Annotated in this window: 20 protein-coding genes, 2 pseudogenes and 1 CRISPR repeat array; of the genes and pseudogenes, 11 read left to right on the top strand and 11 right to left on the bottom strand. The window is 53.8% G+C overall.

Annotated features, from left to right (window positions below; translation table 11 throughout):
• Positions 1–23: 23 nt before the first annotated feature.
• From tpiA to QTO31_RS12390, 3 genes are all read right to left on the bottom strand, one after another.
• A complete protein-coding gene (tpiA, locus tag QTO31_RS12400) occupies positions 24–776 on the bottom strand; it encodes a triose-phosphate isomerase (protein WP_031459823.1) in 753 nt (250 codons plus the stop codon).
• Between the two features lie 12 nt (positions 777–788).
• On the bottom strand, positions 789–1460 hold the full coding sequence (locus QTO31_RS12395; protein WP_301429312.1) for a peptidase M50: 672 nt from the start codon (positions 1458–1460) through the stop codon (positions 789–791).
• Positions 1461–1743: 283 nt separating this feature from the next.
• On the bottom strand, positions 1744–2535 hold the full coding sequence (locus QTO31_RS12390) for a hypothetical protein (RefSeq protein WP_301429311.1): 792 nt from the start codon (positions 2533–2535) through the stop codon (positions 1744–1746).
• A 671-nt stretch (positions 2536–3206) separates the two neighbouring features.
• Between QTO31_RS12390 and cas6 the strand changes: the two genes are divergently transcribed.
• The 10 genes and pseudogenes from cas6 to cas2 all read left to right on the top strand — a co-directional run.
• A complete protein-coding gene (cas6, locus tag QTO31_RS12385) occupies positions 3207–4196 on the top strand; it encodes a CRISPR system precrRNA processing endoribonuclease RAMP protein Cas6 (protein ID WP_301429309.1) in 990 nt (329 codons plus the stop codon).
• Positions 4197–4377: 181 nt separating this feature from the next.
• Positions 4378–5406, top strand: a complete 1029-nt coding sequence (locus QTO31_RS12380; protein WP_301429307.1) for a helix-turn-helix transcriptional regulator — start codon at positions 4378–4380, stop codon at positions 5404–5406.
• Positions 5403–6128: a hypothetical protein gene (locus QTO31_RS12375; RefSeq protein WP_301429305.1), complete on the top strand. Its 726-nt coding sequence runs from the start codon at positions 5403–5405 to the stop codon at positions 6126–6128. Before QTO31_RS12380 ends, QTO31_RS12375 begins: the two co-directional genes overlap by 4 nt.
• A 273-nt stretch (positions 6129–6401) precedes the next feature.
• The gene (locus tag QTO31_RS12370) at positions 6402–7040 is read left to right on the top strand and encodes a ribonuclease HI family protein (RefSeq protein WP_301429303.1); all 639 of its coding nucleotides are present in this window, start codon (positions 6402–6404) and stop codon (positions 7038–7040) included.
• Between the two features lie 221 nt (positions 7041–7261).
• Positions 7262–8575, top strand: a complete 1314-nt coding sequence (locus QTO31_RS12365) for a reverse transcriptase domain-containing protein (RefSeq protein ID WP_301429302.1) — start codon at positions 7262–7264, stop codon at positions 8573–8575.
• Between the two features lie 75 nt (positions 8576–8650).
• Positions 8651–9646: a CRISPR-associated endonuclease Cas1 gene (cas1, locus tag QTO31_RS12360; protein ID WP_301429301.1), complete on the top strand. Its 996-nt coding sequence runs from the start codon at positions 8651–8653 to the stop codon at positions 9644–9646.
• Positions 9643–9726, top strand: a pseudogene (locus QTO31_RS12355) (CRISPR-associated endonuclease Cas2); the annotation flags it as partial. The gene cas1 and the pseudogene QTO31_RS12355, both read left to right, overlap by 4 nt.
• Positions 9727–9775: 49 nt before the next feature.
• Positions 9776–10420 (top strand): IS607 family transposase, encoded by a 645-nt coding sequence (locus QTO31_RS12350; RefSeq protein WP_301429300.1) that lies wholly within the window; start codon positions 9776–9778, stop codon positions 10418–10420.
• Complete coding sequence (locus tag QTO31_RS12345; RefSeq protein WP_301429299.1) at positions 10411–11751, top strand: RNA-guided endonuclease InsQ/TnpB family protein; 1341 nt, start codon at positions 10411–10413, stop codon at positions 11749–11751. The genes QTO31_RS12350 and QTO31_RS12345 overlap by 10 nt, the downstream gene beginning before the upstream one ends.
• 5 nt (positions 11752–11756) lie before the next feature.
• A pseudogene (cas2, locus tag QTO31_RS12340) lies at positions 11757–11954 on the top strand (CRISPR-associated endonuclease Cas2); the annotation flags it as partial.
• Here the strand turns inward: cas2 and QTO31_RS12335 are convergent.
• From QTO31_RS12335 to QTO31_RS12300, 8 genes are all read right to left on the bottom strand, one after another.
• The gene (locus tag QTO31_RS12335) at positions 11955–13988 is read right to left on the bottom strand and encodes a helix-turn-helix transcriptional regulator (protein WP_301429298.1); all 2034 of its coding nucleotides are present in this window, start codon (positions 13986–13988) and stop codon (positions 11955–11957) included. It lies immediately after the preceding pseudogene.
• Positions 13989–14150: 162 nt separating this feature from the next.
• Positions 14151–16087: direct repeats of the CRISPR family, unit length 37 nt; unit sequence GTAAGAAGGAATGCCCCGCTATGAAGGGGTTTGAAAC.
• 135 nt (positions 16088–16222) lie between these two features.
• A complete protein-coding gene (gene surE / locus QTO31_RS12330; protein WP_301429297.1) occupies positions 16223–17008 on the bottom strand; it encodes a 5'/3'-nucleotidase SurE in 786 nt (261 codons plus the stop codon).
• A 497-nt stretch (positions 17009–17505) separates the two neighbouring features.
• Complete coding sequence (gene bchZ / locus QTO31_RS12325) at positions 17506–18987, bottom strand: chlorophyllide a reductase subunit Z (RefSeq protein WP_301429295.1); 1482 nt, start codon at positions 18985–18987, stop codon at positions 17506–17508.
• On the bottom strand, positions 18984–20300 hold the full coding sequence (gene bchY / locus QTO31_RS12320; RefSeq protein WP_301429293.1) for a chlorophyllide a reductase subunit Y: 1317 nt from the start codon (positions 20298–20300) through the stop codon (positions 18984–18986). Before bchY ends, bchZ begins: the two co-directional genes overlap by 4 nt.
• 133 nt (positions 20301–20433) lie before the next feature.
• A complete protein-coding gene (locus QTO31_RS12315; protein WP_301429292.1) occupies positions 20434–21585 on the bottom strand; it encodes a tyrosine-type recombinase/integrase in 1152 nt (383 codons plus the stop codon).
• Between the two features lie 24 nt (positions 21586–21609).
• Positions 21610–22539: an undecaprenyl-diphosphate phosphatase gene (locus tag QTO31_RS12310; protein ID WP_301429291.1), complete on the bottom strand. Its 930-nt coding sequence runs from the start codon at positions 22537–22539 to the stop codon at positions 21610–21612.
• Between the two features lie 61 nt (positions 22540–22600).
• Positions 22601–23929: an aspartate aminotransferase family protein gene (locus QTO31_RS12305; protein WP_301429290.1), complete on the bottom strand. Its 1329-nt coding sequence runs from the start codon at positions 23927–23929 to the stop codon at positions 22601–22603.
• Positions 23930–23931: 2 nt separating this feature from the next.
• Positions 23932–24666 carry a metallophosphoesterase family protein gene (locus QTO31_RS12300; RefSeq protein WP_301429288.1) on the bottom strand — a complete coding sequence of 245 codons (735 nt, stop codon included), beginning with the start codon at positions 24664–24666 and terminating at the stop codon, positions 23932–23934.
• 77 nt (positions 24667–24743) lie between these two features.
• Between QTO31_RS12300 and QTO31_RS12295 the strand changes: the two genes are divergently transcribed.
• Entirely contained in the window at positions 24744–25607 is an 864-nt protein-coding gene (locus QTO31_RS12295; protein ID WP_301429285.1) for a hypothetical protein, read from the top strand.
• Positions 25608–25813 lie beyond the last annotated feature (206 nt).

Here is a 25813-nt window from a genome sequence, read left to right as displayed (position 1 = left end):
GTACGACTACGTTCAGATTCCATCTATCGATAGTGAATAATACGGAGAAAACTGGCTGCCTGCAATGAAGCGCCACCAACGAGCGCGCCATCAATATCAGGCTGGGCCATCAATTCATCGATATTATCCGGTTTGACACTGCCGCCATATTGAATACGTACTGCCGACGCAATTGCTGCCCCGTATAAGTCGTGCAATGTCGCTCGAATCGCGGCATGCATCGCCTGAGCATCGGCAGGAGTAGCGGTATCGCCGGTGCCAATAGCCCAGATCGGCTCATAGGCAATCACCACGTTAAGCATTTGCTCTGGCGTCACATCAACCAGTGCTGCCCGAACCTGTGCGGTCACAATTGGCTCTGCCTGACCGGCATCACGCTGCGGCTTGCTCTCACCCACACATACGATTGGTTGCAGCCCATGAGCGAGGGCAGCGCGCAGTTTACGGTTTACGAATGCGTCACTCTCGCCGAAGTACTGGCGACGTTCGCTGTGACCAACAATGACGTAGCGACAACCAATATCAACCAGCATCGGCGGCGAGATTTCGCCGGTAAAAGCGCCCTGGGTTTCAGGGTAGAGATTCTGCGCCCCTAATCCCAGCGGGGTGTCGGCTAATAGCGGTGCTACGGCGGCCAGAGCAGTAAATGGTGGACAAACAATTGCCTCGCGATCAGTTAGCTCACCGAGGCCAGCCAGTAATTCACGAACGAGGAGGGTTGCTTCACCAACCGTTTTGTACATCTTCCAATTTCCGGCAATCAGCGGAGTACGCATTGCATCCTCTTCTTAAAATGCCCGCAGGATCGTCTGTAAAACGTTGAACAACACTGTATCACTGATCAAAAAGGTTAGCCCAACCCCAACGGCCACAGTAACGGCAAATACCCGCCAGTCCCAGGCCAGCACCTTTGCGCCATCAAATGGGCCGGCAGGTATCATATTGAACAGGCCAATCCAGGCGTTGAAGCGGAACCCGACATAACAAATGGTGATGAGAAGATTGGTGAATGGTGGACGTAACAAAAAGATAGGGATGAACAGCAAGAGAAACACTATTGCTAGCACCAAATTGGTTACCGGTCCGGCCAGAGCAATGAGACCACTCTGGCGCACTGTTAACAGGCCGCGATGCCAGACTGCACCTGGTGCAGCGATGAAGATACCGAGGAAGCTGATCAAGATCGAGAGGATGAGCCAGCGATCATTGGCAATAAAATGGGCCTGAGCACCATAACCACGGGCCACGATCCGATGGGCCAGCTCGTGGAGAACGAAACCGATCCCGGCAACCACTGCTGCAATGACCAGGTTAATCACAAACTGGCTACTAAGCAGATTCGCCGCGCCGGTCTGCATAATAGCGAAGGCAAGTGTTGTACCTGCCCATGCCTTCAACAGTTCGACATTGTCGTTACGAGGACGGCTGAAAATGTCATCAAACGCAGTAAAGTCGCGCACGGAGTTTCCTAATATCGATGTATTGAACACCTCTCGATATATTATAGCATACCGTTGTTGGTTGCTATGATTCATAGTTGAATGTTGCCCCCCTCATCTGCCCCTAGCCCTTTCTTTTCCCAGCAAGAGAGGAAGGGGAGTATCCCTCACCCTCCCTCAACCTCATTTACTCCTACCAAGGGAGGTTGAGGGGAAGGATAGAGATGACGTGGGGAATGCACTTCGCTCGTGGAGAGATGAGCATCATATTTTGGTGAGTTGAAATGTTCTCCCGCTAGCTTGCTCAACGACGGCGAATAATCTCAACCAACTCCTCGAGCGAAAGTCGCGACGCATGACGCGGCGGCGATTTTGGTGTGCCGCACAGCAGCAGGCGATGGCTGGGGTGCAGGTACCAGTCGGCCTGACTATCGCACTGGCGAAGGGTTTCATACACTGGCGCCAGATCGACGTTCGAGCGACGCTGGGCAGTGACTCCCATATAGCCGCGACGATCACGATAGGCGAAGAGCACGGCCCCATAATTGAATGCGAGTCGCGAAGAGCCACCATCGGTAGTGTGTACCGCGATCCCCAATCCCCACGGCGTTTCAAACTCAAGCCGGTTCTGGAACGCTTGCTCAAAGCGTAATTGCCGAACTTCGTGTTCATACCAGGCATCGAGATTCGCCAGCATCGCCTGGGCAACGTGATGGGGCCGATTGGGATAGAGAGCATTGTACCCGGCAATAAGGTCAGTAATATTAAAGAAGACGTGCCCCGGTCGGTACTCAGCGTGGTCGATCCGTGTGACCTGATCGACCAGACGCCGAAGCGCTTCATCGTCGGGGGCGACAACCCGTCGCACCAGCTCGGCAGCGCTGAGCGTTGGATCAGATGTATGATGGTGATCGAAACGACCACCACCCGTATCAACATGAATCACTCGCGGATCGGAATCTACCGGCTGATCCTGCCAGGTCCGCCCGGCAGGCACAAATTGTAAATCAGCATCTTTGGCCGGACCAAACCGCATTAACAGCCAGATGGCGGTCAGGCAGTCGAGATCAGGCGATAGATGGCCTACAATCGTCAACGGCGTTTCCACTTTGCAAGCGTTTCTAGAGCGTTGCTCACATCTGCTTGACGATAATACAGGTGATGATTTTGCTGTGACACTCGTTGCTTGTTCAAATACCTTCACCCTTAACCCGATGGAGCAACACTACTATTTCTCTAAATGTCAAATCTTGTGCACAATATAGCACGATCAGCGTAGCCGCTCAAGTGGTTTACGGCTCATTATCGCCTTTATAATACACCATTTGTTGCTTTCTTGAATTGTGATGATAAGTACAGATTAGGAGAGCGGGGAGGGAAGGGCCTCCCCTAGCCCCCCCCGCTTACGGGGGGTGGGGGGTAGCCCCTTGAGCACCGTCGAGCCGTCAACCCAGCCCCTCGCTTGCGGGGGGTTGGGGGGTGGCCCCTTGAGTACCGTCGAGCCGTCAAAGCTCCCCCGCTTGCGGGGGGTTGGGGGGTAGCCCCTTGAGCACCGTCGAGCCGTCAACCCAGCTCCTCGCTTGCGGGGGGGGTGAGGGCGGAGGGTTGAATAACGTTCACTTGGCGAACACGAACGAACCCTGAACATGTTAAAAATCCCTATCGCGGATAGTGTAGACACGAACAGTCAAGGCAGATATACTTGACGTGTCTAACCCTGTTTCATGTTTCTTGTCAAATCTCCTCACCGGAAGTCGGGATCATTGTATGGATGAAGAGCAGTTCAATCTTCCGAGGCTGGAAGTCTTGCGTCTAAGGGTTTCATTACGTCTGGCAAGCGAAGCTCGTCTTCCTCCATTTAAGGGAGCGCTAATCCGTGGCGCTTTGGGATACGCCTTACAACGAGTTGGATGTCCTTCGGTATGTTGGGGGCAGAGCAGCAGATGTCCATCCGCGATTCCGTCATGCGCCTACCGTGAATTGTTCGAGCTGGAACTGCCACCTGGAAGGAGGGTGTTACATGATCTGCGAGATGCTCCTCGACCATTTGTGATAGAGCCGCCACACGACCATCGGCGATATTATGCAGCCGGTGATCTCCTTGAAACTGGTATGTTACTGTTTGGGCGTAGCATCAATCTTCTGGCTTACGTGATACTGGCTTTCATCGATGCTGCCCGTGCCGGTCTCGGTCGCTATCAGGTGCCTGCATGCCTTGAACAGGTTGAAGCACTGGCCTATGGACAACCGTTTGGCATCCCAATCTATCGCGATGATAATAGCGTATTTTCAGACCATGTATTACCGATTTTCAATCTATCTGAGTTGTCCTGCCAGGCCGCCAATCTGCCATCACATATACGACTAGTTTTACGGACTCCACTGCGTATCAAGACTGACGGTCGCTTTTTGAAAACGTTTGATCTACCGACACTCGTGCAGGCTATTGCCTGGCGTCTGTATGCGCTGAACTATTGTTACGGTAGTGATCCCTGGAACGTCGACTACCAATCGGCAATTACTGCGGCCCGGCAAGCCATCGTTGCTCAAGACGCAACTTATTGGGTAGATTGGGAACGATCTAGTACACGTCCTGATAAACGGCAGTCAATGACACTCGGCGGATTAATGGGCTCAGTCGTATTGGACAATGTACCATTGGTGGTGCGGAGCCTGCTTCTAGCGGCAAGTGTTGTGCATGCAGGAAAGGCATGTGTCTTCGGGCATGGTCAACTAGAACTTCGCGATGCATCCTGAGGAAAGCGGGTGGCAACTCGCTGTAAGCTGTATCAGTAAGTCATCTGGGACGGGTCTGGATCCCGCTTCTCCTAGTACAGTAGTCATTAGAAACGCCGTCAGATCAGCGATGTAATAGAGTATCAGGCGTATAGAACGCTTACGGGTTGAGAGGAGACCGTGCGTATCGAAGGAGGAAACCTTGGCAGCAGAGAACACCAGGTCACAACAGGGCCGGCGGCGAGGTGGTGGTATACGACGAAGTTCATCAGTGACCTTTCACCGTCGCCTCTGGTTGGTTCGCAGATTAGTGCGTGGGGCAGCTACGGCGCATGAATTGGTTACCGACGCTCAACATACTTTTGGTAAAGAGATATACCCCCATAATGTTACAGCGGCGCTTCACCATGATTTTGATGCCCTACGTGAATTGTTCGATTGCACTATCAAACGGATGCACGATGGCTGTTATGCATTGGTCGATTATGGACACCTTGCGCTCCTCGATCTCAATGACGAGGAATTAGAAACATTGAGCTTCATGGTAACGCTTTTCTCTGCTAACGTTACTCCGAATGCAGTTCAAGTTCAACGGCTTCTCGAGCGGATCATCGCACTCTTGCCGACTGAACGACGAGCCATTTTCAATTCTGCTACGCGGCATCTTCGGCTCGAGGTGCCCGAAACCATCACGCAACCCGACGTAGAACTGCTGAAACGATTGCAACATCACCTTGGTCAGCAGTATATTCGCTTTCGGTATCGCTCTACCCATAGCCCTGCTCACATTGAGGAAGAACATCGTGTTGCCCCCTATCGTCTACTAGTACGTGATGATCATACATATCTCGAAGCCTTCTGTCTAGCCGCACCACACGCCGAGATCATAAACCGTTATGTTACCTATCAAGTCGACCGGATCATTCCGGAATCATTGGTCGTTGAACCTAAGCGCATGCCACCGACGGCCCCACCGCGCAAGACCTGGCAGATTCGCTATCGGCTCACCGCTCAGGTAGCACGTCAGCGTGATATTGCCCTCTGGTTTACTAACAGTTCGGTAACGTTTCTTCCTGATGGCAGTGCTGAGATAACTGCACAAACGACCGATCTCTGGCAGGCTCGCCAGATTTTGTTTTGCTATCGTGAACATTGTCAGGTACTCGAACCGCCAGAGTTGATAGATATGATCCGTACTAGTTTGCAAAAGATGCAGGAGTGTTATCAGTGAATAGGCGAGACTGGCGCGAAATATTCGAGATCATAAACGATCCTGGTACACCGATATTGTTTTTAATCGGTATCATGATCTTTGCTATTCTCGGTAATGGATTATACGACCTACTCGTTGTAACTATTCAAAGAAACTTTGATGACGAAGGTAATTTTACATATGTAATCATTATTGCTACTGCATCACTGCTGTTATTGGCGATTATATTTGTTCTTTGGCTCTGGTTCAATCTGCGATGGAAAAGGCGAAATCGTTTGCCAAACAATATAAAATTAGAACAGACCTATCCGATATTGATCATCTTTGTGAGTGCTAATCCAAAAGCAAGCGAACCAATAGCTATTCAACACCATCTGGCAGACGATAAATTGCAAAAACTATGGCTTATTGCCAGTCCAGAGTCAGAAAATAGAGCAAAGTCGCTTTTCGACTGGGTGAAGCAGCGTACCAATCAACCTATACACGTCTCAATTCTCTTACTGGAAAGCGCCTACGACATTCCACAAGCATATCGCACGATCGTCTCCATCTTCGAGTTAATTGCCGATCAAATTGATCAGGCAATTGTTGACATCACAAGCGGTACGAAGCAGATGAGTGCTGGCGCTGTACTGGCTTGCCGTGAATATGGGGTACCGATGCAATATGTCTTGGGCGAATTGAAAGGTGGCAAAGTCGATGAAAACAGTGCAGGTGAATTGATAAAAGTTCAGGTATAAGACGGGTGGTGGCACCCACCGTAGCGCTAATGATCCAGGGATTGAGTTGCTGTGCTCCGGGTGTACCCTAAGTTTTTGTGGTGATAATCTTCATCACGATACCGGGATCCCAGGTATCGTTGTCGTTTCCTCCCTTCAAAATCCCCTGCCTGTTGTTGTCACTTCGCACATTTGTGAAAACCTCTTCTGGCATACTCAGAGTACGGTGTCTGTTCTATCTTGACCATCAGCACTACGGATGGTCAACGTTTTCCAGAGGAGGAGGGATATGGTATGGTGTCTCGCTTCTTGCATGCTCTTGTGCGTCGGATTGGCCATCTTATCCTTAATCGCCAAACCAGGACGGGTCTGGCTACCCCGTCTCACCTTTCGTCGGCTTATACGGGGTTGTCTGTTTACCACGTTTTTCAGTGCCGCAGTCATCTTCGCACTTCTGTCCTACCTTCTACTCTCGTAACTGAACGGCTCGTTGTTCAGATCGATGGCACCCCTGGCTCTCCGGCTTGTGGCATAGCCGGATTGGGAATTGTAGTGCGCAGTGAGCACGGTGACGTGATCCGAATGTACTGTGAACGTGCTCCGGCACATACTAGTAATGAGGCCGAGTATCAGGCATTAATTGCTGCGCTACAGTTTATCCAGCGTGATTTTCCAGGGCGACGGATACGGTGCTTGACAGATAGCCGGCTTGTGGTCGATCAGCTTAGCGGTATTGCTGCGGTGCGCGATGAAACACTACGTGTTCTCCACCAAAGTGCTCGTGTATTGATCGATCAATGTTCATCTGCATCGTTTGAACTGATCGCTATTCCACGTGATCTCAATCGGTTAGCTGACGCACTCGCCTGGGAGGCGTTGAAAGGGCGACGGGATTTATTGAACCGATTGAGAACAATTACTCCCGAATGGTGATTGCTACCTGAATTAAGGAAAGGCTCATCGGACGTATGCAAGCCTGAAATGTGGCATGGTGCAGTTGTCAGCGTAGGAAGAAAGCCGGCAAACGGAACGGAGCTGCATCTCTCCTGTCATCACCATCGAACATTTGGGCAAGGTCTATCTACTCGGTGGAAGAGTCGGTGCTACACAGCCGACACGATTGGTTGCTGAAGGGATCATCAAGGAGAATAACTATGGCAGTCTTTCCCCGCTATCATGGACCACCGCTTATCGAACAGGTTTGTACAGTTGAAAACTTAACCAACGCATGGCGGCGTGTTCGCTCGAATGTCAAAGTAACTCGGCGTTATCGGAGCGCCGGTATTGATCGAATGACGCTAGATGATTTTGCAGCCGACTGGCCGAATCAAATGGCGCTTCTAGCTGAGGAACTGCGCAATGGAAGCTATCGTCCATTGCCACCGCGTTGGGTAACGATACCCAAAACGAATGGAGGGAAACGGGCAATTGCAATTCTGACCATTCGTGATCGGATTGCTCAGCGAGCGGTTCAACAGGTCTTGAATCCCCTCTTTGAGCCGCTGTTTCTCGACTGTTCGTATGGATGCCGATTGAGTGTTGGTGTACCAGAAGCCATTGAGCATGTTATGCGCTATGTCGAACAAGGTTTGCATTGGGTTGTTGATGGTGATATTAGCGCGTATTTTGACTCTATCGATCATGGCATCCTCTTGGGATTACTACGACAGCGAATTGATGAGCCGGCGATTCTTCAGCTCATTGGGCAATGGTTGGCCGTTGGGTTCTTTCATTCTGAGGTCCCTGATGATGAAACCCCGCCTGCTAGCCCTTTCGAGACTATGCTGCGTCGCAGTGGTGAATTAATTCACGAGATGTTGAAAACGCCACTCGATTCAGTACCGGTCGAGCGAGATGACCTCGATCTCTATAGCCCTGCACTTGTCCAACCTCGTTCTGGTTTATCGGCTGAAATGTTGGCTGCGCTCAGTCTTATGCAACCGGCATTCGCTATCGCCCGACAGTTAGTGCCGCTGGTTCAGCGAATTGGTGTACGACGACTTGCATTGGGCGGAGCACTGGCTGTGGGAACCGTTGCGCTAAGCGAGCTTATCTACCGGCTACAAGCTGTGCATTCGCGACGTGGAACGTTGCAGGGTGGACCACTCTCGCCGTTGCTAGCCAATATCTATCTGCATCCATTTGACATAGCAATGACTGCACACGGAGCACGAATGGTTCGCTTTGTTGATGACTTTGTGGTTATGTGTCCTGATCGTACCACCGCAGAGCGTACCCTCGTTTTGGTCGAACGCCAACTGGCGGCCCTGCGCCTGACTCTCAATTGGCAAAAGACCCGCATTGTCGACTACGCTGATGGAATCGAGTTTCTCGGGCAGGCGTTGGCACCACGACGCAAGCAAGGTTTTTTGGAGGGTATCGGAGATTTTCATACGGCTGAACAGCGTTTACGTGCTCACATCGAACGACTACGCAAACCCAAGTCGTCACCGCCGTCTGAGATGTAATGCACGTTTTCTGTTGTTCCATTGCCATCGTAATGTAGATCGTTGATACGTCCTTGCCACGAGGAGATGTTCACCATGGCCACACTGTACATTCAGGAACAGGGTACAATTGTACGGAAACGAGACAACCAGATTATCATCACTCGCAACAACGACATCTTGCAGGCGATCCCATTAAATAAAGTTGATCGAATCGTCCTTATGGGCCGAGGTGTCCAAATCTCAACCGCTCTCCTTGTCGAGCTGTTACAACGCGGTATTCCTGTTATGCTCACCAATCAGCATGGCAGCCGCCATTATGCAACACTGAGCGCCGGTCCCTCGCGCTTTGGCGCATTGCGTCTGCGACAAAGCCAACTAGTCGTTGATCCAGCCTGGTCGCTTGCGCTGGCAAAAGGGATCATTACCGCAAAATTGACTGCACAACGCATGGTTCTTGCCAGTACAGGTTGGGCGTCTGCTGTTGGGGTGATAACCCAGATCGATCATGCCATTCGTGGCCTGGCCGGTTCGACGACTCTCGATATGGCTCGTGGCTTTGAAGGTGCAGCAGCAGCAGCCTATTTCGGAGCTTGGCGTAGTGCCTTTCAGCAAGGCTGGGGATTTCAAGGTCGTGCCTTTTACCCACCACCCGATCCGATCAATGCCTTGCTCTCATTTGGGTATATCCTCCTACTACACGACGTACTAGCGGCGGTGCAATTTACCGGTCTGGATCCGTATCTGGGGGTTTTTCATGCTATTGAGGCCGGTCGGCCATCATTGGCACTCGACGTAATGGAGGAATTCCGTCCACTCGTTGTTGATCGGATGGTGCTCGATGTCATAACAACCGGTGCGATCACCCGGTCGCAGTTTGAACGTGCCAACACTAAACAACCCAACGCGATGTATCTGACTCCTGATGCTCGTAAACTGGTCGTGAGTCGCTATGAAGCGTTGATGAAGGCACCGGTTCGATTAGCTGATGGTACGCAAACGGCCATGAGACGGGTCGTTCTTCTCCAAACCCAAATGGTTGCCCGTATTGTTCGTGGTGAGCAGGCTTCCTATGAAGGAGTTGTTCGATGAACATGTTCACGATTATCAGCTACGATATTGTGGATGATCACCGTCGTACCAAAGTAATGAAGATGCTCAAGGGATACGGAGCCGGACTCTAGCTTGACTTCTAGTACGCGATAGTGTACAACGGTGCTCATGGAAAACACCATGCGCACAGGGAAAGCCGCACAACTCCTTGGTGTCTCGGTCAAGACGTTGCAGCGTTGGGAACGCGAAGGAAGGCTGATTCCGGTGGCCCGAACGGACAGCAACCGCCGTCTCTCCATTGAGACGCAGATCCGTGCGGTCATCGGTTTGCGGCAGGCGAACCATGCGCCAACCACGCTGGTCGCCTCCTGTCGGGTATCGCGTGCGGCACAGCAGCCGGACCTGGCGAATCAGCGCAACGTGCTGGAAGAGTTCGTGGTGGCGACGGGATTGGCGGGGGTCGAGGGTATCGAGGAAGTGGGCGGCGGGCTGAACGTCACGCGCAAGCGGTTGCTGGCCCGTATGGACGAGATCGGGCGACGGGACGTCACGATGCTGATCCTCGCGCACCGGGACCGCCTCACCCGTTTCGGCGTTGAGTGGTTCGAACATGACGCCAAAACCCATGGCTGCGCAGTGCTGGTGCTCACCCAGGAACGGCTGTCTCCCGAACCGGAAATGGTGCAAGACGTGATGACCATCGTGCACGGTTGTTCGTCTCGGCGATACGGTTTGAGGAACTATCGAAAGAAGTTGAACGAAGCGCTGAAACAGGATGCACATGGCGTCAAACAGGCCCAACCATGCAACTAACCCACAAGATCGCTCTTTGTCCGACTCCTGAGCAAGTGGACTACTTCAAGCGCGCCTGCGGCACGGCCCGGCGCGTCTGGAACTGGGCGCTCAATGAATGGAACAAACAATACGCAGCAGGCGGCAAGCCGAACGCCATGGCGCTCAAAAAGCAGTTCAACGCCATCAAATACACCGACCCACAGTGGCTCGACGAAAACGGACGGCCGTGGTTGCGAGACATTCACCGGGACGCACACGCCCAGCCGTTTGCCCATCTCGCCAAAGCCTGGGAAAGATTCTTCACCGACCTCAAGGCTGGCAAAGAGGCGCACGCACCGCGCTTCAAGAAAAAGGGCCGTTGCCGCGACAGCTTTTACGTAGCCAACGACAAGTTCCGTCTGGACGGCAAGACGATCCGCCTGCCCAAGATCGGCGACGTCACCATGACCGAGGAACTGCGATTCAAAGGAAAGATACTGGGCGCGACGGTCTCGCGCACGGCGGATCGTTGGTTTGTGGCAATACAGGTCGAAGTGCCTGATGCGCAATTCTATCGGCGTCGCACGTCCCATGAGGTCAATGGCATCGACTTGGGCGTTAAGGCTGCCGCAACGATCTCCAACGGCGAAGTCATCGAAGCGCCAAAGCCGCTCAACGCAGCGCTGCGTCGCCTCAAGATTCGCGGTCGGCGTCTCAGCCGCAAGCTGGAAGCCGCCAAAGAGATGGCGGGGTTTGGACGCCATGCCCGCCTGCCCAAAGGAGCGCGCCTGCCGGTCTCGAACAACCGGCAGAAGTCCGCTGCGACATTGGCAAGGCTCTACGCCCGCCTTGCCAATCTCCGAGCGGACTTTACTCATAAGCTCACGACTCGACTCTGCCGCGAAAACCAAGCGTTCGTGATCGAGGATGTAAACGTCAAAGGGATGCTCGCAAACGAGAGACTCTCCCGCGCCATCGCTGACGTTGGCTTTGGTGTGTTCCGCTCGCAGTTGGAATACAAGGCGAAACGCTACGGCACTCATCTCATCATCGCCGATCGCTGGTATCCAAGCAGCCGACTCTGTTCCATCTGTGGCTGGAAGAACGAGGCGCTGACATTGAGCGATCGAGAATGGGTGTGTGCGCAATGTGGCGAGCGCCATGACCGTGACCTCAATGCGGCGCGGAACCTGAAACGGCTGGCAACCGTAACTGCCCTACCCGTGGCGAGTCCGACCAGTAATGGCGGCGCTGCGGCGGGGACCGTCCCCGCCGCAGTCGGGAAAGTCACGCCTGTCAGAGACGACGGTGGTCAACAAGACACGTCGGGGCAGGAAGAGAACCGTGCGCACCTTTGCGCACTTTCTTGATAGCAGTTCGAGTACAGTACAGCGTCTTTGAAGCTGTCCTCGACGCACGTGAGTTTCGCGAGCTTAGCGATCAGCTTCGCCAGCTTATTGATCCAGCCCAGGATAGTATACGCTGTTATCGCCTTGATCGCGTAGCCGCTGAACGAACCATCATTTATGGCATCGGCAACATTACTACTGAACCAACGCACTACATCATCTAGCTACGATTCCTCCATCCAGATGCGTAGTAACTGACCATCGGCAGTTGACGGTGGTGGTGATGGCGCCAGTCGTCCGCCACCGTTGCCGGATGGTGATAATCGTCGTTGTTCTCGCACGGATGGTTGACGAGATAAACCGCTACGTAATAGCCTGGTCAGACAAAGAATGCGATCAATGCGAAAGCAGCGCTCTGCACGTCGGGTTGTGCAGTAGGCATAGAGGAACCAGCGATCACCGTGCTGTTCTATCCGCAATGGTTGAACTAGCCGTTCGCCGGCAGAACGTTGTGGTGCTTGATAATACAACACGAGCGCCTCGCGGCGACGGATAGCCTTATGCAACTGTTGCACCGTATCGGTTAATCGTACCGGAGGAGATACCGGCTCAACCGCTTCTGTGATCCACGAATCTAGGACCGTCGTGAAGAGTGCGGGAGATTGTATACGTAGGTGTAACCCTTCTGAGCAATCGTGTGGATCAAACTCCGACGGGAAAGATGTGAACTGGCATGAAGCCGCCTGATGGAACCTGGAAATCGTCGTAATACCTGCCTGCTCTAATGCGCGCACTATGTCTAGTTCACGTCCAGGTGTTACCAACGCTAGACCGGGTGCAATCTGAGTTATCGGCGAATGGCATGCGCTGGATTGGCGTGCGATGGCGGCATCTATGACTGTGTGGGGATCGTACATCAAGACTGTACGTGTCGTTATATGAACACGGGGCGCGGAATCGGCCGGTAAACAAACCGGTACATCCTGCTCGAACCGGTTTTGCCAAATTCTGACAAAACCGGTAGGACTCTCACCATTGGTCATTGCTCTGCGGATACTGCTTGCATCGATCTGCCAGCGTAGTACCGATTGATCCGCACCGACAAACTTCATCCACGGCTGAACGATGACAAGATCATTGTCGATCATAGCAATGGGGATCGTGATCTGTTGTTGTTGAGCGTCGTAATGCCACGACAGCGCAACCGGCGGGGTTTTGGTTGGAGCGAATACACCCAGCCAGGCAAGCGGACCGGCAACGGCAGCTTGCCACACACGTTGCTGGCTACGATAGGTCCAGGGCGTGCGTCTGATCGGTGCAAGACAGTGGGTTGTACCATCGACGAGCGGGCCAAAAGAGGCATACAAGGTAGCGAATGCGGTATTTGCTGCAATGCCTGACGAGGTTGCTGTCATCCCCCAGCAGAGCAGTCGACGGCGTAACGCTGGCCAATCAAGACCACGTACAGATACTCGCAGGCGAGTCAACCAGCGTTCTGTTCGTGGCTGATGCTCCCAGGCTGTCTGGAGAAGTTTCAGTTTTTGCTCCAACGTCATGCGAAAAAACGATTGAAAAACGGGGCCTGGGACGACGGTAGCATGAGTAGGTTGTAGAAGATGTACATCAATGAGGAGCGGTAGCAGCCACTGCCATAGCTCAGGGTCGTATTGTGGAGCCAGTGCACGCAGCCGTCGTAGAGCTAGACCGGCAAAAAGGCAGCTCTGACGGATCGGGAGCGGATGTTCAGCAGCAGCGATCAGGATGGTGCAGGTTGCAACCAGTGCTGGTGCAATTGCTAATGGTGATACAGGTGGTAACGAAGCAGATGCTCCTGGTGTTGGCAATGGTTTCGGCAACCAGCGTCGTAGTTCAGGCGCCAACACCCATCCGGCCGGATGGTGTGGACGTTGCGGACGTGGCAACAACCACCCTAACAAAACCAGCATTTCACCGATTGTCTGCGGTCGGCGGTCAAAACGCAACGCATGAATTGGACGGATTGGGCCGAGGATTTGTTCGGCAGCCGCAGGCGAAAGGGTGCCACGACGCGATCTCAGGATTTGAAGTGCCTGTTGCGCCTCTGCTGGAAGTAGAAAGTATTGTGATCGCACGGCAGCAGGCCGACAAATCGCCCGTCGTAATGCTGCCAGGCGACTTACCTCATCGGCGTGATGAGAGATATTGACATGATGTGTAGCAGCGATTAAACGCTGAAGCACAACAGGTGCATCTTTGAGGTATTGAGCCCAACGTAACATCGTCTTGCCTTTCAACCGGTGACCTGGTATACTGTCAATGCTGGTACCATCATACACAAAATCATTTAGAATTACCAGCGTGTCCCAGGAAGGAGGTCATTGGTTGTTCTGCATGGAGGGCACCCATCCGCGAAAAACGTTACGTTTATGGTGCGCACCAGGGTAAGAAGGAATGCCCCGCTATGAAGGGATTTGAAACGGGAAGTCATGTCTCTCGGGATTTTGGACAAAGGAGTAAGAAGGAATGCCCCGCTATGAAGGGATTTGAAACGAGGCCATGGAACCCGGAGCGAGAGATAGCGATACCGGTAAGAAGGAATGCCCCGCTATGAAGGGATTTGAAACCACGCCGTATGTCAACCTCTGCGCGCGTCGGGTGCGGGTAAGAAGGAATGCCCCGCTATGAAGGGATTTGAAACGCGGCGCCGAGGGCGATCAGCGCGACGGCGATCAGTCGTAAGAAGGAATGCCCCGCTATGAAGGGATTTGAAACAATGCACTTTATGGGATTGAATCGAAATCCATCAAGTAAGAAGGAATGCCCCGCTATGAAGGGGTTTGAAACCTTTGAAGTAAGGTTTCACAGACGTTATGGACAGCGTGTAAGAAGGAATGCCCCGCTATGAAGGGGTTTGAAACTCAAAGACCCAAGCACATTTCTCAGTTCCGAGTCTTGTAAGAAGGAATGCCCCGCTATGAAGGGGTTTGAAACACGATTGCCGAAATCTTGCCGTTTGGGGGGCAAGTAAGAAGGAATGCCCCGCTATGAAGGGGTTTGAAACAAAGATGGTCCATATCGGGAAGCAAATTGTAGTCGTTAGTAAGAAGGAATGCCCCGCTATGAAGGGGTTTGAAACAGCTATGTGCCGGTTTGGGCATTCCAAACCACTGCCGTAAGAAGGAATGCCCCGCTATGAAGGGGTTTGAAACAACGTTACGTTGTGGCAACCTGACCATTGCCACGCAGGTAAGAAGGAATGCCCCGCTATGAAGGGGTTTGAAACATGATTAGCTCGATGTTCTGCTCCTCGTTGTATGTCGGTAAGAAGGAATGCCCCGCTATGAAGGGGTTTGAAACTCGAATCCGAAGTTAACCAAGCCTCCAGTAGTACGTAGGTAAGAAGGAATGCCCCGCTATGAAGGGGTAGAAGGGCGTACAACGCGGCGAGCGGGAAGCCAATAGTAAGAAGGAATGCCCCGCTATGAAGGGGTTTGAAACATGACGATTTTTCTTCCACAGCGGCATGCGGTCGGAGTAAGAAGGAATGCCCCGCTATGAAGGGGTTTGAAACTCGTAGCCCGTGGCCTGCGGCCGACCCCGGAGAGTGGTAAGAAGGAATGCCCCGCTATGAAGGGGTTTGAAACACCATCAGCAGGAACAGGATGCCGAGGGGGATCAGGAGTAAGAAGGAATGCCCCGCTATGAAGGGGTTTGAAACCCTCTCAATGATTTCCTCTATTACCTCGTCAGAGGTTTTGTAAGAAGGAATGCCCCGCTATGAAGGGGTTTGAAACTTGTTTTCGGCATATGTGCCATATCCCTTAGGAATAGTAAGAAGGAATGCCCCGCTATGAAGGGGTTTGAAACAAAAAGGATTGGCGAGATATCAACCAACACCTGTAGTAGTAAGAAGGAATGCCCCGCTATGAAGGGGTTTGAAACATGGTTTCATATTCGGGAGCATCACCGCCGACCCAGGTAAGAAGGAATGCCCCGCTATGAAGGGGTTTGAAACAAGCAATGCCAACTGCGTAGCCTGCATTTCTAGTAAGAAGGAATGCCCCGCTATGAAGGGGTTTGAAACTTTTGTCTCGAACGATTTTACTGCTGACGGATACACGTAAGAAGGAATGCCCCGCTATGAAGGGGTTTGAAACAAATATTCGGGATTTCCGGTAATGAGAATGGGAACATGTAAGAAGGAATGCCCCGCTATGAAGGGGTTTGAAACTTGGATATAGTAACGCTTGAAGTTGAGCCAGTACGTAAGAAGGAATGCCCCGCTATGAAGGGGTTTGAAACACAGCGAAGTTTACAGCCACAAAACTAATCGCCGCCAGAGTAAGAAGGAATGCCCCGCTATGAAGGGGTTTGACTCCCCCTAGCCCCCCCGCTTGCGGGGGGGTTGGGGGGGTTAGCCCCTTGAGCACCGTCGAGCTGTCAACCTAGCCCCCCGCTTGCAGGGGGGTGGGGGGAGGAGGGTAAGGCGTGGCTTACAGCCGGTCAACAAACCCTACCGATGTAAATCAGGCAAATTGAGCGTCAGTGGACTGTGATCGATCAACGGCCGGAGTGGAGTAACCGAGACATAACCGGCTCGCACAGCGCCGTCGTCGGTGTCGATAGCGAAATCGGGGATTCGTTCACGGACAAACCGAAATGTGATTTGTGCTCGCTCAGCCGGGCCGGTGGGGTTGAGTTCAAGATCAAGATAGTGACCGAAGAAAAACTCCGAGAGTCGGGTTTGGCGAAATCCGCGCAACTCGGTTGGGGAAGCGACATGGGGAACATTGACGTTAAGAACCAGTGGTCCCTGCCCGCGAATCTGTTCGAGCAACGGAAAGAGCCGTTCCGCTGCATAAGCTGCGGTTGCCCACGGCATTGGCGCCGGCCCCAGGTATTGTAAAGAGACAGCCATTGCCGGTAAACCCCATAAGGCGCCAATCATCGCTGCCCCGACGGTACCGCTTAACATCACGTTACTGCCACCGTTCAGCCCTCGATTGATACCGGAAACCACTGCATCAATTGGCGGTAACAGGCCGCTCAACATTGCAATCGTCACGCACCCGACTGGTGATCCGTTATGGGCAAAGGCTAGAATTCCTTCAAGTTCGGCAGGTGGAATGATAGCCCGCAATTCACGGTTGATCTGTGGTGGGAGTGCCATACTCATTGCGCTCTGTTCTTCCGCCGGAGCAACAACGCTCACCTGAGCGCCAGCCGCACGCATGGCTTTCGCGAGCGTCCATAGTCCCGGACTATCAATCCCATCATCGTTGGTAACTAACACGTGCATAACGTTTGACTCCAATAATTGTGTTTTTCTAGCTTGCTGTACGCACTGTGTTGCGCAGAGCGGTTTATAGCTGCACGGCCAACTGCCAGTGTAGGTGGAAACTTGTCCCTGCCTGACGTACAGAGGTAGCGCGGGCAGGGCGGGCCGTGCTCCGCCGTTTCTACAGTTCAGCATATCATGCTGCGCTATGCTGAGCAATTGCTACTATGACCACGTTCCTGGCTGATTTCAGTATCTTGAGGGATTTTCAGCGGTGTTCGTGTCATCGATGCGGATGCTGGCGGCACTACATAAAGGGGTAAGGCGCCGCCTTACCCCTACGACTTACGATTGCTGAATGACCTGGATGATACGCATTGTTGCCCGCACACGATCTCACACAAGGGGAACCGTCTCATTCGTAACATCTGTCGGGGAGGCAGGATGCCTGATTATTGCCTCCCCTGGCCATTTTTTTTCGGACACGTCTCTGCTACCTACCCCGACAATGCAGTATCTCAGGTTGCGCTATGCTGAGCAATCGCGGCTTCGACAATTTCGCGGGTAACTTCGTTGAGGCCACGGGCCTTTGCGACCTGCTCGGCTGCTGCACGCAGAGTACGGCTGGCGCTGATACGGGCAAGGTAAGGTACCGCATCTAGGGCTGCGTTTAAGCGGTCGGTTGCTTCTTTCGTCCAGGGCATCGTCTCGGCAGTGGTTGGTTTTGGCGGGGTACCGCCTCCGGCGTTAACCGGCTCCACCGGCAGAAAGTTAATGACCGTCTCGTAAAAGCGATTTACCAGCTCTTGCATAATGTTAGCGGCACCGGCATAACCCATAAATGGCGTACCGGTTGTGCGTCGTACAACCGGTCCAGGGAAGGTTGCCGGAATGAAGTGTGTTCCGCGCGCATTTGCCTCTGCCAGATAAATCTTCTCGTTGATACTGCCGAACACGAAGGCCGGTGCTCTGGCGTGCAGGCGTTTTCGGATCTCGATATTATCTGGTTCATCTTCGAGTCGTGGTCGACCTGATACCCAGGCAATCTTCATGCCCAGTTCATCGCCGAGAAAGCTACGCAAACCGTCGGCATAACTGCGGGCTGCGACAATGGCACAGTCAACCGTCGCAAACCAGTCGCTCTGGGGGCCGCGCCACAGATCCCAGACCGGTTGCAGAGTCGTGCGCTTTTCACGCTCGATAAAGGCTTCTACCTGAGCCGGATCAATAGCGAGCAGTTGGCCCAGTTCGCGTAAGAACGCCGTTGTGCCGAATACACCGAACGGCGCAAAAAGGTATGGACGACCCAGGTCTTCGGCCAGACCACGACCAAATTCGCGATACATCACGACATTGACGGCTGCTTCCGCCAGTTTGGGCGTCGTCGCGATGCTGGCTTCGTAGGGATAAACGAGATTAATCTCGGCGCCAATGCCGGTTATCAACCGTTTAAGTTCGTAGAGATCACTGGGAGCATTGAAGCAGCCAAGCGTCGGCCCGATAATGTTCACGGTGCGCGGTCGTGGTTGAGTGTGCGGATCGACATGGGGCTTGCCGTATTGTTCCCAGGCAAAGCGTAATGCTCGCTCACGACCGATCCATTCATCCTGTTCGAGCGATTGGCTCCAGAAAAAGCGGGCATTGGGGTCGATCTGAGCAACGAGTTGGGCGTGATCGGCGCTAATCATCTCGCTTTCGGCGGTCGAGATGACCAGTAAATGTTTGCCTTCTAACATGCCCATCGTGCGCAAATCGTCGATAGTACGGATCAGGGCCTTTGCCGTGCCGTTGATCACATCCTCTTCACGGATGGAGGTCGGCGTCAGGTTGGCCATGTGCGGTAGCGCATCGGTGTAATCGGTCACCGCCATTCCCAGCAGATTGTAGCAGCCGATTGGAGCATCACAAACGATATGGACATCGGGGAAGCAGCCAAAGACCCATGAAGCACCCCAATAGCTGCTGGTGTCAGAAATATCACGGATCAGCGTAATGCTCATTGAAGGCCCTCCTGACGATTCTCACCTGCAAAGAACGCCAGCATACGGTCGTAGATCGGCTTGCGGTTGAGGAGATCGCGCACAAAATTGAGTGAAGCGATCATACCGCCAGCCAGAAAGAGAGGACGTACACTGAGAATGTTGGTGTAATACACGGCAGGAATACCCTTCTCTTTGGCGTAGGCAGCCAGCGTGGTCGTACCGATCACGAGATCGAACGTCCAGTGCTCCATGGCTGCTTTATCGTCTTCCAGGGTTTTACGGTAGATCACAGCCTGCGTGCCGTGGGCTTTTAACCAGGCTTCATCGGCAGCGGTAAGCGCACTTGGCCCGATGCTCGTGCTGACATACGGGACGTGAGCGCCACCCTCGATCAAGAGGCGGGCGTAGAGCATTTCGTTGCCTTCGTATCCCGACACCAGGATGGTTGCGCCCTGTAACGGTTTACTGGCCAGAAAGCCACGGGCTGTCGCTTCTTCTTCAGCCGCGACCCGCTCGACCACATCCTCATCGAGGTCGAGCGCTGCGCCGATGGCACGTAGCCAGGCCGCACTCCCCTCCGCACCAATCGGCGCACCACTGATCACAGCGACCCCGCGTTCGCGCAGCACCCCAATCGTTTCCCGGTAGAACGGGTGCAACGCCGCGACTGCGGCGGCTCTACCGGCCTGGCGAATTTCGTCAACGTGCCGACCGGGCAATGTGGTCACGACTCGGCCACCCATCTTACGCACGACGCCATCGATCAGCAACGGATCGGCAGGGAATACTTCTCCGATCAAAGCTAGCGTACCCGGTTCGTGATCGCCGCCGGTATCGATAAATCGCCTCATCACGGCGGCCAGCGCGACATCTTTCGCTTCAGGATGCGAGTGGATGGCATACGCCGGTACACGCACCAAAATAACCGGTTTGCCATCGATCTCTTTTGGCAGTAGCTCTTCAGCCAGACCAGCAGTTTCGGCCACGCAAAGCGAAATAACCGGTATGAAGGTCGTATTTGCTGCCGTGGCGGCCTCGGCAATCGCGGCATTTGCCGCTTCCTGGACTTTCCCACTTGACAATTCTGCGGTGCCCAGTGCAGGCGCAACGATACTCTTCCGCGCCGCGTAAAAATGGGTCACGAAGGTGAGACCGTACAGACAGCCGGTATCGGTGACCATTGCCGGTTGTGCACCCTCGATCCGCGTTAACACACGCAATGCGCCGAAGGCCGGACACATTGTTTGCGGATGCAGTTTGCAGGCGCCACCACGGAATGGTTCGCTAACAGAATCGGTGCCGGCCGGTGTCAGGGGAATGATCTCGGCCATAAAAACTCCTCTGCCTGGACACAGCCACTCTGCTGTACCCCAGGATGATTAAAAATGACACGGACATCTGGTATTATACAACAAAATTCTTTCGTAATAGGTAACAGATTGGGGGTATGGCAGCGCTGCGCATCTATTCATCCGGCCACGGATCGGCGCTGAACTGGTCGTGAACTTCTTGCAGTTGCACGTCGGTGTAGCTGGCGTAGAAACTGCGCGTGACTTCCACGCTGCGGTGGCGCAAGATTTGTGAGACTTCGGCCAGGGAAACTCCCTCGTTCAACAGGTGGTAACCGACAAAGTGGCGAAAGGTGTGTGGCGTAACTTGACGTAATAACTCGGCTTCGTCTGTTTTACCTTCCCAGATCAGACGGTCGGCGAGCGCATTGGCGGCGCTGGTAACGATCCGCCAGCCGCTGATGCGCGAGAGGCGACTGCCAGCAGTCCGTGGATCGAAGGCGATGAAGAGCGGTTCGGTTGCCGATGGCCAGTGGCGGGCGGCGAGATAACGATGGAGGGCCTGTTCAGCGTGACGACGGATGAAGAGCGTTCCTTCCCGCCGTCCTTTCCCGCGAACAATCACACGTGGCAGGATGCGCCGATCACGGACGACATCACCAACATCGAGACTCAAGGCTTCAGAAATCCGTGCGCCGGTTGAGAAGAGGACATGCAGGAGCGCAGCGTTGCGCAGCCGGGTCAGCATCTGACGTTCGTGCTCTTCGCCGTGTGGTTTGTCGTAGAAGCGTACCAGTCGGCGCAGGTCGGGTGGGGTTGGCGCGACTGGGTCGGGTAGGCGAGGTAAAACCCGACTGACTTCCGGTCGGGCTGCGGCAATCCGAAACGAGATGGCTCCTTGCGAGTCGGCCAAGGCCAGAAATCCGAACAACGGACGGACATATGCGTGAATGGTGCGTTCAGAGAGGCGTTCGCGTCGGTCGGGGTGTTGGGTAGCTGCCCGCTGCGAGAGATCATAGCTGCGTTTACGCAGGGTACGGGCATAGGTTACCAGATCGGTGATTTGGAGATCACCCAAGCGGGTGCGTCCGTTTCGTTCGGCCCAGCGTACAAAAATCCGAAGGGCTGTTTCATAGCTGGTAATGGTTGGGCGGGCATGGTGTCGTTGCTGCTCGCGGGTGCGCTCATCAAGATCGTCGTCATCGTCGTCGCTATCAATTCCGGCACTCGCCAGGCGTGCCAGCCAGATCGCGCCAGCTTCGGCGATTGGTGTCTCTGGGGTTAATGGCTGTTCACTCAACTGAACACGTATCTCTTCTGGTTTCATCTGTCTGATCCTGTATTCAGTGTGTCATAAGATACCCAATGCGACAGCGCCGATGATCAGGATGCCGGCGATGATCCGATAGTAGCCAAACAGAGTAAAGTTGTTGGTTGCGACATAGCGTAAAAGCCAGCCAATACAGCCATAACCGACGATCATCGCCACGGTTGCACCGAGTAAGAGGCGTCCCCAATCGTTACTCTGAATCTGGTCAAGACTGCTGATCAGATCGACCAGTGTCGCTGCGCCAAGGGTTGGAATAGCGAGATAAAATGAAAAGGCTGTGGCTGTTGGCCGGTCAAATCCGGCCAGTAAGCCCCCGACAATTGAGGCGCCTGATCGTGAGACCCCTGGCACGAGCGCAAATGTTTGGGCAATGCCGACGATGAGCGCACGGCGATTCGAGACGATGGAAAAATCAGCGGTAGTTTTGCCGGTTGGCCGATGAGGATCGCGCCGTTCGATCCAGAGGAAAATAATGCCACCGATGATCAGGGTCGTTGCCATCGTCAATGGCGACTCGAACAGGACCCCCTTGATGAAATCGCGGGCCAGCAAGCCGATGGCTGCTGCCGGGATGAAGGCCAGCATGACCCCTAACCAGAGTTTCCGTGTCGTTGCTACCATCGCCGGTTCACCACGCCCGATTAGTGCCCCAGTCTGGGCCAAGAGATCGCGTCTGTAGAAGAACAAGACTGAGCAGACGGTTCCGAACTGGATCGCGATTTCAAAAGTACCGCCGATGCTGCCTTGATAGTTGAGCAGCTCACTGACCAGTAAGAGATGTGCAGTCGACGAAATCGGCAGCCATTCGGTAATCCCCTGCACAATACCTAACAGAACGATTTGCCACCAGTCAGGGTTATCGGGGACGGTTATCAACAGGGTGAACGCCAACAGAACACTGAACCCGATCAATAGCCCTGAACGAGGAAAAGTTAGCGATTGTGCTTGCATTGTAAGTGGTTTCTCCTTGATTTGTAAAGACGATTATTGGCTATCGCAGCGCTGCGATCAGCTATATTTCACGCATCACCAGCTCGATTGCTGCGGCCATGGCGGCAATTGTGGTATGGATGTCCTCTTCGCTATGCACCGCCGAGACAAAGCCGCTCCGGCCACGCATCAAATCAACACCGTTCAGGTGAAGGGCCATACGAAACAGGCGCAACAATCGTGGATCACCTCCCCGTTTGAGGGTAGCGAGTGGCATATTGCGTGGAATCTCACCAGGCGTCAGATCGGTGATCGGATCAACGAAAAGGTGAAAGATGGAACCATCACCAAAGGCTGTCCAACCTCGCAGCCGATACGATCTGAAGAGTTCGTTTAGCATCTGAACGAGCATCGTCCCGCGTTGAGCGGCAACTGCACCGGGTTCACCGGTTGCGACTGCCCGTAGCATTGCAATACCTGCGGCTGCCGAGAGGGGATTGGCATTAAACGTGCCTTGCTGACGGATGCGACCACGTGGCCCGTGCTCGTCATGGGCCAGGAGGTCGAGCAGTTCTGCCCGACCGGCAAGCGCACCGCCAGGCAATCCACCGGCCACGATCTTCGCCAGACAAACCAGATCGGGTGTCACCCCGGCCCGTGCACAGGCGCCACCTGGTGTCACCCGAAAGCCGGTGACCACCTCATCGGCAATCATGATCACACCGTAACGGTGCGTAAGTTCACGCAAACCGACCAGAAAGTCGTCTGGTAATGGAATGGAACCGTATGAGGCGCCGGTAGGTTCGAGGATCACAGCCGCGACGTCATCACGGGAGGCCAGCGTTGCCGCAACCTGATCGAGATCGGCGGGCAATATGATCAGGCTATCCAGCGTTGATGGTAACACACCACGATTGGGGTCATCGGGATCAGCACCTGGGGCGAGCGCATCGTGCCAGCCATGGAAATGACCGGCAAACCGAATGAGCGTGTTCTTTCCGGTTGCTGCACGGGCAATGCGGAGTGCGAGTGTGGTTGCCTCGCTTCCCGATGCGGTAAAGCGCACACGTTCAGCAGCGGGAATCAGCTCGACAATCAGATCGGCCCACTCCAGTTCAAGCCGATGGCTAGCGCCGAGATGGGTTGAAACGGGGGCCTGTTGGGTAATGGCGGCCACGATAGCAGGATGACCATGTCCGAGTAAGAGTGCCCCGTGGCCGCACCAGTAATCGATCATCCGATTGTCATCAACATCCCACTTATACGGCCCATACGCACGTTCCATGAAGAGGGGAAATGGATCGGCGTAACGGCCATCGTGAGTCGCGCCACCTGGGAAACGCTGATACGCACGCTCGGCCAGCACCGCCGAACCGGCAAAGCGCTGACGGTATTGCTGTTCGAGTGACATCGTTACATCCCTATACTCAGACGGTATATCAGGGCTGATGGCAAGCCATAATCGCGCATCTGTTCTTGTGTCTGTTTGATATCGTAGGCTACCCGTTTGAACGTAAGAGTTTGCCGTTCGGTATCGAAGATTGCGTATGCCGCTCGTGGGTCGTGATCTCGCGGTTGACCGACACTCCCCGGATTCACAAAATAGCGTGCGTTGTCGGTAAAGTTCAATTGGCTGCCTGCTTCTGGGACAATCCGTTCACATCGCCGATCATCGCGTGAGCAGCGAAAAGCGAATTGAACGTGGGAATGACCGATAAAGCAAATCGGTTCAGTGAACCATTCGAGGTTCGCTAATGCTTGCGAGGGCATTAACAGATATTCCCAGACTGGTTCGCGGGGGCTGCCATGAGCCAGGTAGTATTGATGATCGACGCTAAGGGCAGGTGGGAGCGGCAGCAACCACTCGCGATTGGTTGGCTTGAGTTGTAACCCGTTCCAGAGATTTGCCCGCCGTGCATCCGGGTTGAAGTCGTCGAGACTAATCTTACCAAGACAGGCCAGATCGTGATTGCCGGTGAGTGTAATGGTTGCATGTTGTCGGATCAGCTCGACACATTCATTCGGTGCAGGACCATACCCTATGGTGTCACCTAAACACCATAGCGCATCGAATGATCCGGCATCGGCCAATACGGTTTCGAGGGCAACAATATTTGAGTGGACATCGGAAAGAACGACAATTCGCATAGTTCACAATATTTTGACGATGCTCGCGGCCAGATCGTATAATTGGCAGCGACCCGGTTGTGAGGAGCGTCACCGTTATGGTTGAACCGTCAGGACACTGCCCATATCTAGGCTTGAAACAAAATCAAGCGATTCGATTTGCCTCGCCAACGCTGGAACATCGTTGTTATGCAGCCGGACAGGCGCAAGAGATTCCGCTGTTTGAACCAGATTATCAGGTTCGCTATTGTTTATCGACCAATCATGTTCGTTGCCCATTATACACGGGGATGCCATTACCTACAACATCACCAACAGCTCTTCAACCGGCAGGGATGTCGCCGACGGTCGTAAGTTCTCCTCTTCCTTCATCTTCACCGAGTGGTTTACGACTCTGGTTAGCCGGGTTGACACCACGTGATCGGCTGATCTATACCATGCTGCTATCGGTAGCAGTGCTGGCTCTGATCGGGTATGCGTTGGGAGGTATCGCGTATGTCAGCACAATGCTCAACTCAGCCGGTGCACCCACCGCCGCGATACCGGTTGATGTGACCATTTCATCGTTATCACCGACCAGGGCTGAACCTGAGTCGTTTGCTACAGCGTCACCGACGATGATCGCCTCACCAACGCCAACGATGACCCTATCGCCGACGGCGACACCATACGAGTTAATTCCGGTCACCAATACGCCAACCGTACCGATCTTTGTTCCACCGCCACCGCCGCCACAGTCATTGCCAACGCCAACAGCTACGGTCTTTGTCGAGCTACCAACAGAGCTACCGACCGAGCTGCCAACTGAGCTGCCGACCGAGCTACCGACCGAGCTACCGACCGAACTACCGACCGAACTACCGACCGAACTACCGACCGAACTACCGACCGAACTACCGACAGAAGAGATTGTGCTTGATGCTTCACCAACTCCAGAGCCGCAGCGTACTATTGTGCCGTGATTGCTTGATGTTCGTCGGTGTTGCTCCGTCTAAAGCTGAGCACTCTAAAAATTCCGGCGAAGACAGCGGCTGAAGCATCATAAATAAGCGGGCGCAGCACTGCTGCGCCCGTACTCTTATGCTCCATCCATCATGAGTTTCATCCATTACACTGTGACGACGAGTATTCGGCTAGGCTCTTGTCTAGCTCTCTTCCCGCGCCATCC

This window comes from Chloroflexus sp. MS-CIW-1 (genome assembly GCF_030444705.1).
Lineage (GTDB): Bacteria > Chloroflexota > Chloroflexia > Chloroflexales > Chloroflexaceae > Chloroflexus.
The sequence above is the reverse complement of the archived record's forward strand: the minus strand, read 5'-3'. Positions and strand labels throughout refer to the sequence as shown.